General features: G+C 68.6%; 20 protein-coding genes. 17 read left to right on the forward strand and 3 right to left on the reverse strand.

Going from position 1 to position 16,513, the window contains the following annotated elements:
• The first annotated feature begins 29 nt into the window (after positions 1-29).
• From LX88_RS03345 to LX88_RS03390, 11 genes are all read left to right on the forward strand, one after another.
• Complete coding sequence (locus tag LX88_RS03345) at positions 30-752, forward strand: alpha/beta hydrolase family protein (RefSeq protein ID WP_258946374.1); 723 nt, start codon at positions 30-32, stop codon at positions 750-752.
• The gene (locus tag LX88_RS03350) at positions 749-1,567 is read left to right on the forward strand and encodes an LmeA family phospholipid-binding protein (protein WP_258946375.1); all 819 of its coding nucleotides are present in this window, start codon (positions 749-751) and stop codon (positions 1,565-1,567) included. The genes LX88_RS03345 and LX88_RS03350 overlap by 4 nt, the downstream gene beginning before the upstream one ends.
• On the forward strand, positions 1,564-1,971 hold the full coding sequence (locus LX88_RS03355) for a thioredoxin family protein (RefSeq protein ID WP_258946376.1): 408 nt from the start codon (positions 1,564-1,566) through the stop codon (positions 1,969-1,971). The genes LX88_RS03350 and LX88_RS03355 overlap by 4 nt, the downstream gene beginning before the upstream one ends.
• Positions 1,972-2,050: 79 nt before the next feature.
• Positions 2,051-2,128: a putative leader peptide gene (locus LX88_RS44530; RefSeq protein WP_360045477.1), complete on the forward strand. Its 78-nt coding sequence runs from the start codon at positions 2,051-2,053 to the stop codon at positions 2,126-2,128.
• A gap of 72 nt (positions 2,129-2,200) precedes the next feature.
• Complete coding sequence (locus LX88_RS03360; protein WP_258946377.1) at positions 2,201-2,638, forward strand: DUF4395 domain-containing protein; 438 nt, start codon at positions 2,201-2,203, stop codon at positions 2,636-2,638.
• Positions 2,639-2,668: 30 nt separating this feature from the next.
• Positions 2,669-3,514 carry a sulfurtransferase gene (locus tag LX88_RS03365; RefSeq protein WP_090066079.1) on the forward strand — a complete coding sequence of 282 codons (846 nt, stop codon included), beginning with the start codon at positions 2,669-2,671 and terminating at the stop codon, positions 3,512-3,514.
• A 5-nt stretch (positions 3,515-3,519) separates the two neighbouring features.
• Positions 3,520-3,819 carry a DUF1416 domain-containing protein gene (locus tag LX88_RS03370; RefSeq protein ID WP_258946378.1) on the forward strand — a complete coding sequence of 100 codons (300 nt, stop codon included), beginning with the start codon at positions 3,520-3,522 and terminating at the stop codon, positions 3,817-3,819.
• Between the two features lie 548 nt (positions 3,820-4,367).
• Positions 4,368-4,979 carry a heme-binding beta-barrel domain-containing protein gene (locus LX88_RS03375; protein WP_090066082.1) on the forward strand — a complete coding sequence of 204 codons (612 nt, stop codon included), beginning with the start codon at positions 4,368-4,370 and terminating at the stop codon, positions 4,977-4,979.
• Positions 4,980-5,063: 84 nt separating this feature from the next.
• Positions 5,064-5,651 carry a 5-oxoprolinase subunit PxpB gene (gene pxpB, locus LX88_RS03380; RefSeq protein WP_258946379.1) on the forward strand — a complete coding sequence of 196 codons (588 nt, stop codon included), beginning with the start codon at positions 5,064-5,066 and terminating at the stop codon, positions 5,649-5,651.
• Positions 5,652-5,683: 32 nt separating this feature from the next.
• The gene (locus tag LX88_RS03385; protein WP_372511246.1) at positions 5,684-6,517 is read left to right on the forward strand and encodes a 5-oxoprolinase subunit C family protein; all 834 of its coding nucleotides are present in this window, start codon (positions 5,684-5,686) and stop codon (positions 6,515-6,517) included.
• Positions 6,518-6,601: 84 nt separating this feature from the next.
• Positions 6,602-9,136, forward strand: coding sequence for a glycosyl hydrolase family 18 protein (locus LX88_RS03390; RefSeq protein WP_258946381.1), 2,535 nt, complete (start codon positions 6,602-6,604; stop codon positions 9,134-9,136).
• Between the two features lie 4 nt (positions 9,137-9,140).
• Here LX88_RS03390 and LX88_RS03395 read toward each other — a convergent pair whose 3' ends face one another.
• Positions 9,141-9,983 (reverse strand): aminodeoxychorismate lyase, encoded by an 843-nt coding sequence (locus tag LX88_RS03395; RefSeq protein WP_258946382.1) that lies wholly within the window; start codon positions 9,981-9,983, stop codon positions 9,141-9,143.
• An 81-nt stretch (positions 9,984-10,064) separates the two neighbouring features.
• Here LX88_RS03395 and LX88_RS03400 point away from each other — a divergent pair, with 81 nt between their 5' ends.
• From LX88_RS03400 to LX88_RS03420, 5 genes are read left to right on the forward strand one after another with little or no spacing between them, the layout of a single operon-like run.
• Complete coding sequence (locus LX88_RS03400) at positions 10,065-10,454, forward strand: Fur family transcriptional regulator (protein ID WP_051770146.1); 390 nt, start codon at positions 10,065-10,067, stop codon at positions 10,452-10,454.
• Positions 10,451-11,512, forward strand: coding sequence for a CAF17-like 4Fe-4S cluster assembly/insertion protein YgfZ (gene ygfZ, locus LX88_RS03405; protein WP_258946384.1), 1,062 nt, complete (start codon positions 10,451-10,453; stop codon positions 11,510-11,512). The genes LX88_RS03400 and ygfZ overlap by 4 nt, the downstream gene beginning before the upstream one ends.
• Before the next feature lie 19 nt (positions 11,513-11,531).
• A complete protein-coding gene (locus LX88_RS03410; protein ID WP_258946385.1) occupies positions 11,532-12,356 on the forward strand; it encodes a beta-keto acid cleavage family enzyme in 825 nt (274 codons plus the stop codon).
• A 60-nt stretch (positions 12,357-12,416) separates the two neighbouring features.
• Positions 12,417-12,986: an RsiG family protein gene (locus LX88_RS03415; protein WP_090066090.1), complete on the forward strand. Its 570-nt coding sequence runs from the start codon at positions 12,417-12,419 to the stop codon at positions 12,984-12,986.
• 43 nt (positions 12,987-13,029) lie between these two features.
• Positions 13,030-14,211, forward strand: a complete 1,182-nt coding sequence (locus LX88_RS03420) for an MFS transporter (protein ID WP_258946386.1) — start codon at positions 13,030-13,032, stop codon at positions 14,209-14,211.
• Here the strand turns inward: LX88_RS03420 and LX88_RS03425 are convergent.
• Positions 14,154-15,014 (reverse strand): DUF8083 family protein, encoded by an 861-nt coding sequence (locus tag LX88_RS03425; RefSeq protein WP_258946387.1) that lies wholly within the window; start codon positions 15,012-15,014, stop codon positions 14,154-14,156. The two genes, LX88_RS03420 and LX88_RS03425, sit on opposite strands and share 58 nt — an antisense overlap.
• Positions 15,015-15,187: 173 nt before the next feature.
• On the opposite strand from LX88_RS03425, the gene LX88_RS03430 reads away from it, so the two are divergent.
• Positions 15,188-15,376 (forward strand): DUF3073 domain-containing protein, encoded by a 189-nt coding sequence (locus tag LX88_RS03430; protein ID WP_189157256.1) that lies wholly within the window; start codon positions 15,188-15,190, stop codon positions 15,374-15,376.
• A 72-nt stretch (positions 15,377-15,448) separates the two neighbouring features.
• On the opposite strand, the gene LX88_RS03435 is transcribed toward LX88_RS03430, so the two are convergent.
• The gene (locus LX88_RS03435) at positions 15,449-16,444 is read right to left on the reverse strand and encodes an NADH:flavin oxidoreductase/NADH oxidase (RefSeq protein WP_258946388.1); all 996 of its coding nucleotides are present in this window, start codon (positions 16,442-16,444) and stop codon (positions 15,449-15,451) included.
• Between the last annotated feature and the right edge of the window lie 69 nt (positions 16,445-16,513).

Genomic DNA, 16,513 nt, shown 5'->3' on the forward strand with positions numbered 1-16,513 from the left:
TTTCCACAAGCGTCACGCCTGTTACATCCATGTCACACGATGGAGTGCGTCTGCACGGCGTCCACCACAAGGGTGAAAGCGACCTCGCTTTCGTTGTGGGACATGGGTTCACGAACAACGTGCGCAGGCCGTACGTCTCCCGCGTGCTCGCCCGGCTGGCCAGGAACGCCGGCGTCGTCGCTTTCGACTTCCGCGGCCACGGACGCTCCGAAGGACGCTGCACGGTCGGCGCCGACGAGGTCCACGACATCGAGGCGGGCGTCCTCAAGGCACGCGAACTCGGGTACTCGAAGATCGCGACCATCGGGTTCTCGATGGGCGCCTCGATCGTCCTGCGGCACGCGGCGCTGGGGGAGAGCAGGCCGGACGCCGTCGTCTCGGTGAGCGGGCCCGCCCGGTGGTGGTCGCGCGAGACCGCTCCCATGCGCCGGGTCCACTGGTTGCTGGAACAGCCGCACGGCAAGCTCGCGGCGCGGGCGCTCGGGGTTCGGCTCGGCGGCGGCTGGGTACAAGCGCCGGAGAGTCCGCTCGAGGTGGTCGGACGCATCACGCCGACCCCACTGCTGGTCGTGCACGGTGACCTGGACCACTATTTCTCCGTGGACCACGCCAGGTCGCTGCACCGCGCGTCCTCCGGACATGCCGAGTTGTGGATCGAACCCGGCATGCGGCACGCCGAATCGGCCGCGACTCCAGACCTGGTAGACCGGATGGCGGCATGGATCGCCGTTAACGTCGAGGACGAGGAATGACTGCGCAGACCCCCGCACGGCCGCGAAAGAAGAAGTCCCGTCGCGGGAAGTTCCTCGTCATCACGGTCATCGTGCTGGGCGTGCTGCTCGTCGCCGCCGACTTCGCGCTGGCCGCGGCCGGCGAGTACCAGATCGCCCAGCGGATGCGGGAGAAGCTGCAGCTCAACGAGGACCCGGCGGTGCGCATCAACGGGTTCCCGTTCATCGTGCAGGCGTTGCGCGGCGACTACCAGCACGTCGAGATCCGCGCGTACGGCGTGCCGATCCGCAACGAGCAGCAAGGCGTCGACCTGCGCGACCTCGACGTCGAGGCGGACCTGCTGCACACCCGCGTCGAGCTCGCGGACCTGCTCGCGGGCAACGTCTCCAAGGCGACCATCGACACCGTCAAGGGCAGCGTCCGGATCAAGGCGATGGACCTGAACCGGCTGGCGAACCAGGTGACGCCGTTCGACAAGCTCTCGATCGAGCCGGACAACCGCGTCGCCACGCAGACCCCGGCCGACCCGAAGGCGCCCAAGACGACCGCCGCGGTGAAGCTCTCCGGCCAGACCAACGTCGCCGGCAAGGTCATCACTCTCACCGCGTACGGCCAGATCGCGCTGGTCAGCGGTGCCATCCAGATCAACATCGACGACATCGAGCTGGACGACGCCTCGCTGAAGCAGATCATCCCGCAGCTGCGCCAGGCGCTCGCGATCAAGATCGACCCGGGCACGCTGCCGTTCAGTGCCACGCCCACCGCCGTCGAGGTGGAGAGCGGTGCGTTCAAGCTGTCCGGCGAGATCGCGGACGTACCGCTGGTCCAACGATGACAGGTGTGTGGGCGCTGCTGGGCGCGCTGGCCGTGGCCGGCGCGATCGGTGTGCTGCTCAAGGTCCGCGAGGGCCGCATCTCCCGTTCGAAGGACACGATCGACCTGCCCGCCCCCGTGCGCGACCTGCTCGCGCCGGGGGTGACGCTGGTCCAGCTCTCCACCACGTTCTGCGCGCCGTGCCGGCACGCGAAGGTGATCCTGCGCGACCTCGCCGACCGCACGGACGGCCTCACCCACGCCGAGCTCGACGTCACGAACCTCCCGGACGTCACCACGAAGCTCGGCGTCATGCGCACCCCCACGACAATTGCCCTGACGTCGGACGGCACAGAGGTGTTGCGAGTCGGCGGAGTGCCGAAACGGGACGCGTTACTGGCGGCGCTGCGGCCGCACTTGCCCTAATCCGGTCGGGTGAACCTGCGTTGTTCCACTAGATGGACATACCTCCCGCACCGAGGGATTGAGGGCTACCCTCGCTGGCATGACCTTGCTGCTCACGAAGCGACGCGCGGTTGACCTGTGCCGCACGCGCAGCAGCCTGTGTCGCACGACGAGCTGAACCGGGCCGCTTGACGCCCTTCAGCTACCTCTGCCGGACTGAACTCCCCCGTCCGCATGCCCGGAGGTCGTCGTGCCCAAGGACTCCCCTGTAGACCCGCGCGGACCGCGCTTCTCCGCCTGGATGACCACCGCCATCCTCGCGATCGTGTTGCTCACCGGCTGGTGGCGTCTCCTCGCCGCCCAGACGGTGCTCTTCGCGATGTGCGCGTTCATCTCGCTGAAGCTGAACCCGTGGGGTCACGTCTACCGCTACGCGATCCAGCCGCGCCTGACCCCGACCTCCGAACGCGAGGAAGCCGCCCCGCTGCGGTTCGCCCAGGGAGTCGGCTTCGTCTTCGCACTGATCGGCACCCTCGGCTACGCCACCGGCCTCACCACGCTCGGCATGGTGGCAACCGGCATGGCCCTGGTCGCAGCACTGCTCAACGCGGCGCTGGGCCTGTGCCTCGGGTGCGAGATGTACCTGGTGCTGCGCAGGTACGTACCAGCCTTCGCTCGACCGCAATGACGACACGCACTACTACAGGAGCAACTTCCCATGAGCCGTGAGAACGTGCTGGTCTCGGCCGCCTGGTCCGAAGAGAACCTCCAGGCGCCCGGCGTCGTGTTCGCGGAGGTCGACGAGGACACCACCGCGTACGACGGCGGCCACATCCCCGGAGCCGTGAAGATCGACTGGAAGAACGACCTCCAGGACCCGGTCCGCCGCGACTTCGTCGACCGCGAGGGCTTCGAGAAGCTGCTCTCGGCCAAGGGCATCTCCAACGACGACACGGTCGTCCTCTACGGCGGCAACAACAACTGGTTCGCGGCCTACGCGTACTGGTACTTCAAGCTCTACGGCCACACCAACGTCAAGCTCCTCGACGGCGGCCGCAAGAAGTGGGAACTCGACGGCCGCCCCCTGGACAAGGAGGAGGTCGTCCGTGACGCCACCTCCTACAAGGCCCAGGAGCAGGACCTCTCGATCCGCGCCTTCCGCGACGAGGTCGTCGACTCGATCGGCAACAAGAACCTCGTCGACGTGCGCTCCCCCGACGAGTTCTCCGGCAAGCTCCTCGCCCCGGCCCACCTCCCGCAGGAGCAGGCCCAGCGCGGCGGCCACATCCCGTCCGCGGTGAACGTCCCGTGGTCCAAGGCGGCCAACGAGGACGGCACCTTCAAGTCCGACGACGAGCTCCGCGAGCTCTACGCCGAGGCGGGCTTCGACGGCAGCCGCAAGACCATCGCGTACTGCCGCATCGGCGAGCGCTCCTCGCACACCTGGTTCGCCCTGCGCGAGCTGCTCGGCCACGAAGACGTCAAGAACTACGACGGTTCTTGGACGGAGTACGGCTCGCTCATCGGCGTGCCGATCGAACTCGGTTCCGGCAAGGAGGCCTGATCACCATGTCCAACGGCTGCGGCGCCCCCGCTCAGGGCGGCACGATCGACGCGGGCACCACCGAAACCGTGCTCGAGGGCAAGGTCGTCTCCGACGGCACCCCGGTAGGCGGCGCCTTCGTCCGCCTGCTCGACTCGACCGGCGAGTTCACCGCCGAGGTCGTCACCTCCCCGGAGGGCGACTTCCGCTTCTTCGCGGCACCGGGCAGCTGGACCGTCCGCGCCCTGCACCGCACCGGCAACGGCCAGGCCGACGTGTCGGCCTCGGGCCCCGGCGTGCACGCGGTGGAGATCGCGGTCGCCTAGAGACCGCAGGTCGCAAGACCTGGCAGGTATGACCGGGGGCCCCGGCGGTGCAACACCGCCGGGGCCTTCCGCGTCCGCGCCTCGGGCGAAGCCGAAGGCGAGCCGTTCCGACGGCGAAGCCGAGGCTTGGCTTTTCGCTTTGAGCCAAGACCGAGGGGTGGTGTGTCCCATCACGAGTCGCGCCACAGCTCGTGCTGCACGTGATGGGACACACCACCGACGCCACCCAGCTACGCAACAGGCAGCCGCCCAACGCAACAGGCGTGCCATCTACCCACTCGTGGCGTGGACCCCCTGATCAGATTGCCGGGGTCTGGGGCAGAGCCCCAGGGGAAGCACGCAACCCAAGCTCGCCGCCCGCAAGGCGACCACCCGCCCGGTCGCATCACAACCGCCGGTGTCCTCCACCACCACAACCCAGCACGTCACCACCAGCGAGATATCCTCTACACCGTGGAACACATCTTCACCGGACTCCTAGTGCTAGTGACGATCGCCGTAATGTGGTTCGCCGGCTACGTCGTCTACCGCCTCTACTCCGACCAGCGATGAGCAGCGGCGACGAGGCCATCCGCCTGGCCGAGGAACGGGCAGCCGCGACGAGGGCGCGCAACCTCCCCCAGTTCGACGACATGCCCGTCCCGGGCGACACGGCGAACCTGCGAGAAGGCGCGAACCTGCACGACGCCCTCCTGGGCGTCCTTCCGCTGGTGGGCGTGTGGCGAGGCGAGGGCGAGATCGTCTACCCGACGATCGACGGCCCGTTCCGCTTCGGCCAGCAGATCACGTTCGCCCACGACGGCCGGCCGTTCCTCGTGTACGAGGCGAGGTCGTGGCTGTTGAACGAGGCCGGCGAGGTCATCCGCCCGGCGGCGAGAGAACAGGGCTTCTGGCGCCCGCAGGAAGACGACACGATCGAGTTCCTGCTGACGCACAACACGGGCATCGTCGAGCTGTACTACGGCAAGGTGCGCACGCAGACTTCCTGGGAGTTCGAGACGGACGCGGTCATCCGTTCCGCCACGGCCAAGGACGTCAAGGCCTCGCAGCGCCTGTACGGCGTGGTGAACGGCGACCTCGCGTACGTCGAGGAGCGCGCCATGATGGGCCAGGAGATGCAGCCGCACGCGTCGGCGCACCTGAAGCGCGTCGTCGGCTAGCTCGGCTCGTTGGATCGCTGGATTGTTGAACGATTCGCGTGTCGGATTGTTCAACAATCCCACGATTCCCCGTAACATGGGCTCATGCTTCTGCGGCGCTGCGGAACGGACGCGCTCCTCGTCGAGGTCGACTCACTGAGCGAGGTCGCGGCCGTCCGCGCCGCCCTCGAACACCTCGACGGCATCGAGGAGCTGGTCCCGGCCGCGCGAACAGTCCTGGTCAAGGGCGCGTTGCCCCAGGTCAGGGACGCGCTGAAGACCATCGACCTGACCAAGACCCCCGCCAAGCACTCACGCGAGATCACCATCCCGGTCATCTACGACGGCCCGGACCTGGCCCTAGTCGCCGAAACAGCCGGCGTCACCCCGGACGAAGTGGTCGAACTCCACACCACCGCCACCTACGAGGTCGCGTTCTGCGGCTTCGCACCGGGCTTCGGCTACCTCACGGGCCTCCCGCAAGCACTCCGGCAGCCAAGGCTCGACTCCCCGCGCACCAAGGTCCCGCAGGGCTCGGTCGGCATAGCGGGCGAGTTCACCGCCGCCTACCCCAGGCCGACACCGGGCGGCTGGCGACTGATCGGCCGCACCGAGACGACGCTGTTCGACCCGAAGGCCGAGACCCCCGCGCTGCTGCAGCCGGGCGACCAGGTCAGGTTCGTGGTCGCGTGAACCACACGAACCAAGCGAACCGCAGCGTCACGATCATCAGGACCGGTCCGCAGGCATTGGTCGAGGACCTCGGCCGGCCCGGCAACGCGCACCTGGGCGTGCCTCCGTCAGGCGCGCTGGACCAGGTCTCGCTCAAGCTCGCCAACCGCCTCGTCGGCAACCCCGAGAACGCGGCCGGACTGGAACTCCTGCTCGGCGGTCTGACACTCAAAGCCAACACGAGCTGCACGGTCGCCGTCACCGGGCCGCCCACCGAGGTTCGCGTGAACGGCAGGCTCGCCGACTCGCACCACCCGATCCACCTGAAGCAGGACGAGGTCCTGGAGATCGGCACGCCGCAGACCGGCCTGCGCACCTACCTGGCGCTGTCCGGCGGCATCGAGGTCGACGAGGAACTCGGCAGCCGCTCGACCGACCTGCTCTCCGGAATCGGTCCAGACCCGTTGCGGGACAACGACGTCCTGCATCTTGGGACACCGAACCTGCCCGAAGGTGCCGATGTGGTGCCTCCGCACCACGCGCTGCAAACGTTGGTCATCCCGATTCGGCTCGGGCCGCGGGACGACTGGTTCGACGACGCGGAAACCCAGCTGCGCCAGGGATCCTGGACGGTGTCGGATCGCAGCAACCGTGTGGGCGCGCGGCTCGACGGGACGAAACTGAATCGTCGTGACGGGGAGATTCCCAGCGAGGGGATGATCACCGGCGCGGTGCAGGTACCGCCGGACGGGCAGCCCGTGGTGTTCCTGAACGACCATCCGACGACGGGCGGTTACCCCGTGATCGGTGTGGTGGACAACGATCACCTGCGTTTCCTCGGGCAGGCGCGGCCTGGCACGGAGGTCAGGTTCCGGCCGGTCGACTGAGCGCGGACGCCGTTGACGGAGTGGTCCAGACCAAATACCGTGACTGGCAGCCGCCGCGGAATCTCTACCAAACTGGAGTTCCGCATGCGCCGGATCCCTGCTCTGCTGGCAGTTCTCCTCGCGGTGATAGTCCTGGCGGTCCCTGCACAGGCCGCCACGGGCATCACCGCGACCTTCTCCCGCACCGGCACGAGTGCCAAGTTCGTCGTCGCCAACGCGAGCACGACCGCGCTCAACGGGTGGTCGGTCAAGTTCGACCTGCCGGCCGGTGTCACGGCCAGCGCCCCGCAGAACGCAACGATCACCCAGAACGGCACGCGAGTGACGCTCACTCCGGCCTTCTACATCAACAACCTCCCGCCGGGGCGCGACACCGAGCCCTACAGCCCGGCGTTCACGCTGAGCGCCGCGGCCGACCCGACCGCCTGCACGATCAACAACATGGCGTGCGACGGCAGCGGCACCGCACCGCCGGCGCCGACCGGGCTGACCGCCGAGTACTCGGTGGCCGGGGGCGCGGCGAAGTTCGTCGTCCGCAACCACTCCGCCGCGGCCGTCTCCGACTGGTCGATCTCCTTCACGCTGCCGAACGGTGTGACAGTGGGCAACGGCCAGAACGGCACGGTCTCCCAGAACGGCAACCAGGTCACCATCACCCCTGCGCACTACAACAAGACCATCAACGCCGGCGGAACCACTGAGCCGTACAGCCCGGCGTTCTCGATCAGCCAGAACGCCGACCCGGTGACGTGCCGGATCAACAACGCCAACTGCGACGGCAGCGCGGACACTCCGCCAAGCACGCCAACGGGTCTCGCCTCACCGACGAAGACCACGCGCACGGTGAGCCTGCAGTGGAACGCCTCCACGCCGGGCTCGCTGCCGATCGCCGGCTACGACGTCTACAACGGCTCCAGCCTCGCCGGCAGCTCCACCACGACGTCGGCGATCATCAGCGGCCTGAGCCCGAACATCGCGTACTCGTTCACGGTGCGGGCCAAGGACACCAAGGGAACTCAAAGCGCCCCGAGCACCGCGCTGAGCGTCACCACCAACAACCCGGCCAACGACACCACGCCTCCGACCGCGCCGGGCAACCTGCGTTCGACGGCGAAGGACGCGGGCAGCGTCACGCTGGCGTGGAACGCCTCCACGGACAACAGCGGGGTCGCGAACTACGACGTCTACGTGGGCACGACCGTGAAGACGACGGTCGCCGGCACCACAGCGGTCCTCACCGGCCTGTCGCCGTCCACGAACTACACCTTCACCGTCAAAGCACGGGACCTCTACGACAACGTGTCCGCCGCGAGCAACGCGCTGAACGAGCGCACTGGTGACATCGTCGGCGGCTACGCCCGTGTCGGGTACTTCGTGCAGTGGGGCATCTACGGACGCCAGTACTTCGTGAAGGACATGGACGCCGCGAAGATGACTCACGTCAACTACGCGTTCGGCAACATCGACCCGGTCAACCTGACGTGCCTGCACGGCGTCACGAAGGGCACGAGCCCGAACCCGCAGGACCCGAACCAGGGTGACGGCGCGGGCGACGCGGAAGCCGACTACAGCAGGCCGATGAGCGCGGCGCAGTCCGTGGACGGCGTCGCGGACAGCGGCTGGGAACCGTTGCGCGGCAACTACAACCAGCTCAAGAAGCTCAAGGCGAAGCACCCGAACCTCAAGGTGCTGATCTCGCTAGGCGGTTGGACGTACTCCAAGTACTTCTCGGACGTGGCGGCCACGGACGCGGCGCGCAAGAAGTTCGTGGCGTCGTGCATCGACGTCTACCTCAAGGGCAACCTGCCCGTCTACAACGGCGCCGGCGGCCCCGGCTCCGCGGCGAACATCTTCGACGGCTTCGACCTCGACTGGGAGTGGCCGGGCGCGGAAGGCCACGCGGGCAACCACTTCGGCCCGCAGGACAAGGTCAACAACACGCTGTTGATCGAGGAGTTCCGCCGGCAGATGGACGCGTACAGCACCACCACGGGCAAGCGCTACCAGCTCACCGCGTTCACCCCGGCCGACCCCGCCAAGATCGAGGCGGGCTGGGAGCTCGGGCGGGTCGCGCAGTCGATGGACATCTTCAACGTCCAGGGCTACGACTTCCACGGCTCCGGCAGCGACAACTCGTGGGAGCCCAACCGGACCGGCCACCAGGGCAACCTCTACCCGGACCCGGACGACCCGTACACGACCAAGTTCAGCGTCGAGAGCACCGTCCAGGCCTACCTCGACGCGGGTGTGCCGTCACGCAAGATCACGCTCGGTCTCGCGTTCTACGGCCGTGGCTGGCAGAACGTGGTCAACGGCGGCAAGAACGGCGAGTGGCAGACCGCGGGAGGCGCGGCACCGGGGCAGTTCCCGGAGGAGTCGGGCACGCGCGGGTACGCCAACCTCGTCGCGTCCGTGCCGAACTGCACCGTCTTCCACGACGAGGTCTCCGTGGCGACGTCCTGCTACACCGGCAACCAGTGGTGGACCTTCGACGACGTGTGGTCGATCCAGAAGAAGACCGCGTGGCTGAAGTCGAAGAACTTGCTCGGCGCGATGTTCTGGGAGATGTCGGGTGACCGCGGCCCGTTGATGGCCGCGGTCGACGCCGGACTCCGCTAGAGGATCAGTACTCCGACTCGTACAGGTCCTGCAGCTCGGTGAGCAGGGCCGACGAGTCGGGCAGCTGCTTGCCGTCCAGCACGGTCACCCGCGTGATCTTGCGGACGCTGGACGCGAGGAAGACGCCCTCGGCGTCGTAGAGCTCGCCGGTCTGGATCGGCTCCACGAGCACGGTCCAGCCGGCGCGCTCGGCGGCGCGGAACAACGCGTACTGCGTGGTGCCGGGCAGGATGCCGAGCTTCGACGGCGGCGTGACCAGGGTCTTGCCGCGCACCAGGATCAGCGTCGAGGTCGGGCCCTCGAGCACCGAACCGCCGGACGTCGTGAAGACGACCTCGGCGGCACCGCGGCGCTCGGCCTCGCGCAGCGCGGCCATGTTGACCGCGTACGACAGCGACTTCGCGCCCAGCAGCAGCCACGGCGCGCGGTCGGCCAGGTCCGCGTCGATGCCCCGGTCCAGGGTCACCGCGGACAGGCCCTCGACGCGCTGCTTGAGCACCTTCGCGCCGATCTCCATGCCGAGCGCGAACCCGGTGGGCGTGCCGTCGCCGCCCTCGACGCCGCGGGTGTAGACGAGCTTGAGCGCGAACTCCTCGCCGCCCGTCCAGTTGCCGATGACGAGCTCGACCGCGCGCTCGAACTCCGCACGCGGAGGGGGCTGCATGTCGAGCATGGCCGCGGACCGGTCGAGCCGGTCGAGGTGGGGCGTGAGTTCGCGGGGCTTCCCGCCGACCACGAGGATCGTTTCGAACACACCGTCGCCGCGGATGAGTCCGAGGTCCTCGACTCGGATCTGCGGCGAGTCGGGGTCAGCGAGGGTTCCGTCGAGCAGTGCCAGCACGCGCATGCGCCGAGCCTACTAGCGGCAACTAACATGGTTGACGTGGAGACCGCAAGAGGCCTGCGCAAAACGCTGCACGACCGCGGTATGAGGATGACGCCGCAGCGTCAGCTCGTGCTGGACGCGGTCAGGTCGCTGGAACACGCGACACCCGAGCAGATCTGTCAGCGCGTCCAGGAGACGGCGCCGACGGTCAACATCACCACCATCTACCGCACGCTCGATCTCCTCGACCGGCTCGGACTGGTTCGGCACACGCACCTTGGCCACGGTGCGCCGAGCTACTCGGTCGAAGATCACCAGCACGTGCACCTCGTGTGCCACGTGTGCGGTTCGATCCAGGAAATCCCGTGTGAGCTTCTCGACCCGTTGGTCGGAACATTGCGGGAGCGCGACGGGTTCGAACTTGATGCAAGCCATCTCGCGCTGTCCGGCACGTGCCGCGACTGTTTGAAGCAGGAGCAGGAGATCGAGTGACCCTCCCAGGAGCCGTCCCGCCGCCCGACGATTCCACGGATGCCGGCGTCGCCTGGCACTACGGCGACCCGTTCGCCGAACAGCGCTCCGCCGCCCGTTCGGTGGTCGTGGTCGACCGCTCGAACCGCGGTGTCATCGCGATCCCCGGCGAGGACAGGCTCAAGTGGCTGCACCAGCTCACGAGCCAGCACTTCGAGCAGCTCGGTGAGGGCGTGGCGACCGAGGCGCTGATCCTCGACGCCCAGGGCCGCCTGGAGCACCACATGGTCGTCGCGAACGTCGGCGGCACGGTGTTCCTCGACGTCGAGAAGGTCGACGACCTGCTCGCGTACCTGAAGAAGATGGTCTTCTGGTCCAAGGTGGAGCCGCGCGACGCCACGGCGGAGTTCGCGCTGCTGACGATCACCGGGCCGGACACGCCCGCGCTGCTGGAGAAGCTCGGCATCCCGATGCCGGCGAACGTCGACGCGCTCGGCGAGGGCTTCGTGCGCAGGGCGTCGTGGCCGGGCCGGGACGCGGTCGACCTGCTGGTCCCGCGCGCCGAGCTCGGTGACTGGTGGCAGCGGATCACCGACGCGGGCGCACGTCCGGCGGGCAGCTACGCGTTCGAGGCGCTGCGGGTCGAGTCGCTGCGCGCACGGCAGGGCATCGACACCGACGAGCGCACGATCCCGCACGAGGTCGGCCTGATCGACCCGGCCGTGCACCTGAACAAGGGCTGCTACCGGGGCCAGGAGACGGTCGCGAAGGTCCACAACGTGGGACGCCCGCCCAGGCGGATGCTCCTACTCCACCTGGATGGTTCTGCCGACGCCCAGCCGGAGACCGGTGACCCGGTGACGCTGGACGGGCGCGTGGTCGGCCGGGTGGGCACCGTGGCCCAGCACCACGAACTCGGCGCCGTCGCGTTGGCGCTGGTCAAGCGATCCGTACCGATCGAGGCCGAACTCATCGCGGGCGCTCCCGAACGGGAGGTTCCGGCACGGATCGACCCCGACTCGGTGCCTGCTGACACGCCCGGTCTGGGCCGGGAAGCTGTTCGCAACTTGAGGGGATGAGCCCCTAAAGTCCCGGTACATGTCACTGGGCACGTTGATCACTGTCGCTCCCACCGGAGCGGAGCACGCGAAAGCCGACGTCCCGCAGCTTCCGGTGACCCTGGAAGAGCTGGTCAAGACGGCGCAGAGCTGCGAGCAGGTCGGCGCGGCGATGATCCACGTCCACATCCGTGGCGAGGACGCGAAGCCGTCGCTGGACCTCGGCCGGTTGAAGGCCACCGTTGAGGCGTTGCGCTCCGAGACGAGCCTCGTCGTGCAGCTCTCGACGGGCGGGTCGGTGCACGACCCGGAGTCGGACCGGCTGCGCGTGCTCGAGGCGATGCCAGACTCGGCGTCCTGCACGATGGGCACGGTCAACTTCGGTGACGACGTGTTCATGAACCGCTGGGAGTTCATCGTCTCCCTCCACAAGGGCATGCAGGAGCGCTCGATCGTCCCGGAGTACGAGATCTTCGACATCGGGCAGCTCGCGTCGCTGAAGCGCCTGCTGGACCAGCACGGTCTGCCCGCGGGCGGTCACGTGCACGTCGACTTCGTGATGGGCGTGCCCGGCGGGATGCCCGGTGACGCCGCGACGCTGGTCGCCGCAGTGAACGCTCTGCCGGACGGGGCAACGTTCTCCGCCACCGGCATCGGCCGGACGACCCTTCCCGTGATGTTCACCGCTTTGGGTGCGGGTGGGCACCTCCGAGTGGGTATGGAAGACACGATCAGCTACTCGCGGGGGGTGCCGGTGCGGGACAACGCACAGCTCGTGGCACGTGCCGCAGGTCTCTCCAAGATCGCCCAGCGGCCCGCTTTGACCCCGGACGAGGCGAGAAAACTGCTGGGCGTGCACATTTGAGACAAGTTTGGTGCATGGGATGTGTTGGCGGGTAGGGAGGATCTACCGCAGGATGGACACGTGATCGAGGTGCGTCCTGGCGGGCGCCGCCGAATCGACAGGGTGCTCGCCCCCGACTACACGGAGGGCGTCGAGCAGCGCCCGCTCGTCGAGGTGCGCGAACTCCGCGACGAAGCTGCGCAGGAAGAGACAGATCTGTCCTACCTGCGGCGGTTGTTGCACGCGCGGATCGACATCGTGCGTGCGGAACAAGAGCGCCGCAGCTCGGGCGGCTCAGCTGTGGTCGACCAGCTGGCCACCATCCTCTCCACGAACGCCGTGGGACCCGCGACCGGTCTCGGCCGGTACCAGACCCATGAGCCGTCACGTGCTGATGCGCACCACCGGCACGTCGAAGCGCTCATCTCCGACGTGGACCTGTCCGACGTGAGCTCGTTGACCGACGATCGCCTCGGCGACGTGTTGGAGACGCTCATCTCGGAAGAGGCGTCCGTGTCGGTGCGGCGGCGCGAGGTACAGGTGGTCGTGGACCGGCTCAACGCCGAGATCGCCGCGCGCTACCAGCGCGGGAGTGCTTCGGTGGACGAGCTGCTGGCCGCCGAGCGCGGGCACCACCGTCCCAAGAGATAAGACGAGCTTTCCACTTCCTGAGCAGCCGACCTAGCGTGCCCCCATGGGGTATCGCTGGGTCGTGCTGTCCGTCGGGGCGTTGGCGCAGGGCACGAACGCGGCCGTCTTCCTCGGCCTGCCCGCGATCAGCCCGCAGCTCCAGCAGCACTTCTCCCTCACGTTGCCCCAGGTCGGGCTGCTTCTCGGTGCGGTCAACCTCGGCACGATGATCGCTCTCGTGCCGTGGGGAGTCGTCGCGGACCGACGCGGCGAACGGCTCGTGATGACCATCGGCGGCGTGGGCGCCGCATGCTGCCTTCTCGCCGTGGCGTTGGGCAACGCCTGGATCGCCGGTCTCGCGTTGCTCGGCACCGGACTGTTCGGGGCCAGCGTCAACGCGGCCAGCGGCCGTGCGGTGATGTCGTGGTTCAGCCGGGAGTCGCGCGGCCTCGCCATGGGCGTCCGGCAGACGGCGACCCCGCTCGGCGCCGCGCTCACCGCGGCCGTCCTGCCCGGGATCGCGATCTCGGCCGGGATCCCCACGGCGTTCGTCGCGCTCGCCGGCGTGACGGCGTTCGTGGCACTGGCGGTGGCCCTGCTGGTCCGGGAACCGCCCGGCGCGATCCGGGCCGGCACGGACCACGGGCTGGTGCTCAAGGACCCCCGGTTGCTGCGGCTGTCTCTCGCCAGCGGGCTGCTGGTGGTGCCCCAGTTCACCACCACGGCCCTGCTGGTGCCTCTCCTGCACGGACACCGCGGCATGAGCGTGACGGCGGCAGCGGCCGTCTTCGCCGTGGCGCAGCTGCTCGGCGGGGCCGGACGACTGGCGGTCGGCGTGTGGTCGGACCGCGCCCGCAGCCGGGTCGGGCCCCTGAAGATCGTTTCTGTGCTCACCGCAGGCGGATTCGTACTGGTCGCGGCACTGGACCAGGCGCCACTGCCGCTGCTGATCGGCGTCCTCGTCCCGACCAGCCTCTTCGCGCTGTGCTGGAACGGGCTGGCGGTCACCGAGGCCGGCGAGCTCGCGCCGGAGGGCCGCAGCGCCACCGCCATCGCCATGCAGAACTCGGCGAACTACCTGAGCGCGGCGCTGACCCCGTTCGTCGCGAGCTTCGTCGCGGTGCACGTGGCGTGGCCCGCGGCGATGGTGCTGGCAGCGGTGGCCGCCGTGGCCGCGCGGATCCTGCTTCAGCCGTGGCGTTCCCTGCGGGCCAGTTCACCCCAGAACTCGCGCAGCGTCTCGTAGCGCAGCGCAACCTCTTCGGCGTCGTCCGCTTCGAGGGCGTCGATGATGGCGTTGACGTCGGCCGCCGAGGTGTCTTCCAGGAGGTCCTTGTCCTCCAGCAGCTGCACCAGGCCGCCGTAGTCGAGCTCCACGGCCGAGTGCGGGTGGAAGTGCTCGAGCCAGCGGCCCGTGTCGGCGAGGACCTTGGCCGGCCCTTCGTCGCCCAGCGAACGCTTCACGACCTTGAGGGCCCGCGCGATCCGCCGCCGGGCGTCGGCCATGGCCACGCGCCACGACACCTGGCGCTCCGGGTCGTCCTGGGCGCTGGCCAGCACCACGCGGCGCTGGGCGGGGTCGACGAGGGCGAACCACGGCAGCGGAATCGTCCAGGTCGTGGAGATCACGTGGACCGCACCCGCGGAGAGTTCGGCCATCACGGCGGACGCGCGCGACCGGACCGTTTCCGACGAGAGGCTGAGGGCCTCGTCCTGCAGGATCCGCGGCGCGGAGGCCAGGAAGCCCACGAGGGCGGCGGCGGAGCGGGCCCTGAGGTCGAGCGGGCAGACGAGCGGCCCGGGACCGACACGGGCGGCTTCAGAGGTCGGAACCTCGGCCGGACTGATCGTCATCACGTCGGACGACTCGCCCGGGAGGAGCTTTTGTCCCAACTGTGATCGCAACCACAGCTCTCTTTCCCGGTCTCCTACCTCCGACCGGGGGACAGGGCCCGCTTCCAGGGCTTTTTCGACCTTGGAAGCTAGCTTTGCGTCCAACACCGATAACGGTTCGTACACCCGTAGGTAGGCGACGAACGGTCTTGGCACGTGTGCATCCTTCCACGCGAGGGGGGCCGCGAGATTTGGCGGTACGTGTCACGCCTACCGCGTCGCGAGGAACCCCATCGGCACGGTACGGTAGTTACCAGGAATCAGTTGTCGAGACGAGTGGGGCCGCCGTTCCCCCGGCCGCCCCCGTCCCTGTGCGAGGGGGTCGAGCCATGGGGCGCGGCCGAGCTAAGGCCAAGCAGACGAAGGTCGCCAGGGAGCTCAAATACAGCTCTCATGAGACCGACTTCGCTGCGTTGCAGCGCGAGCTGTCGACTGATGAAAGGTCGGCGAACGGGAGTAGTGGTGGCGATGAGCCACACGACGACCCGTACGACGACTACGACGATTACCGTCGCTGAATTCAGCCTTCGGAGTTCAAGGGTTGGGCGTCCGGTTCACCGGCGCCCAGCCCTTGAACTCTGAGGGCTCTTTCAGAACGCCCTGGCGTACTGCTTCGGCGCGTGGATCTCCACACCCAGCTGCTGTGCCGCGTGCAGTGGCCAGTACGGGTCGCGGAGCAGTTCGCGCGCGAGCAGGACCAGGTCGGCGGAACCGTCAGTCAAGATCTGTTCGGCCTGGGTCGCCTCGGTGATCAGGCCGACCGCACCCGTGGGCACGTCTGCCTTGCGTCGTACGGCTTCGGCCAGCGGCACCTGGTAGCCGGGCCCGATCGGGATTTCCGCCTGCGCGGTGTTGCCACCGCTGGACACGTCGATCAGGTCCGCACCCGCGGCCTTGAGCGCCTGTGCCAGCACAACGCTGTCGTCGGCAGTCCAGCCGTTGTCGACCCAGTCGGTGCCGCTGATCCTCACGATCACGGGCACCTCCGGGCCGACCGCCGCCCTCACGGCGGCGGTGACCTCGACGGGCAGGGCGATGCGCTCCTCGATGCTGCCCTCGTTCGTGAGCGGCGAGTAGAACTCGTGCAGCAGGTAGCCGTGGGCCGCGTGGACCTCCAGGACCTCGAACCCGGCCTCGATCGCCCGCAGCGCGCCGTCGACGAACGCCTTCACGACCTGCGTGGTGTTCGTCAGCTTCTCCGGCTGGTTGCCGCCGGGGAACGGCTCGGTCGTGGGCGCCACCGGCACCCAGTCACCGATCGCCTTGCGCCCGGCGTGCGCGAGCTGGATCGCGGGCACCGAACCGTGCTCCTTGATGAACCTCGTGATCGGCTTCCAGGCCTCGACCTGCTCGTCGTTCCAGATGCCGGTGTCCTGCGGCGAGATCCGGCCGCGCGGCTCGACCGCCGTCGCCTCGGCCATAACGAGGCCGGCGCCTCCGACGGCGCGGGAGCCCAGGTGGACGAGGTGCCACTCGGTCGGCACGCCGTCCTCCTTCGTCACCGAGTACTGGCACATCGGGCTGACCGCGATGCGGTTGGGCAACGTGACCGAGCGCAGGGTCAGCGGGGAGAACAACAGGCTCACGAAAAGCTCCCTCGAACGTTCGTTGGGCTACGAACCGTTCAAGGGTCGGGTGTCGGCGTGTTGTTCCCG

This window comes from Lentzea californiensis, from assembly GCF_024648825.1.
Taxonomy (GTDB): Bacteria; Actinomycetota; Actinomycetes; order Mycobacteriales; family Pseudonocardiaceae; genus Lentzea; species Lentzea californiensis.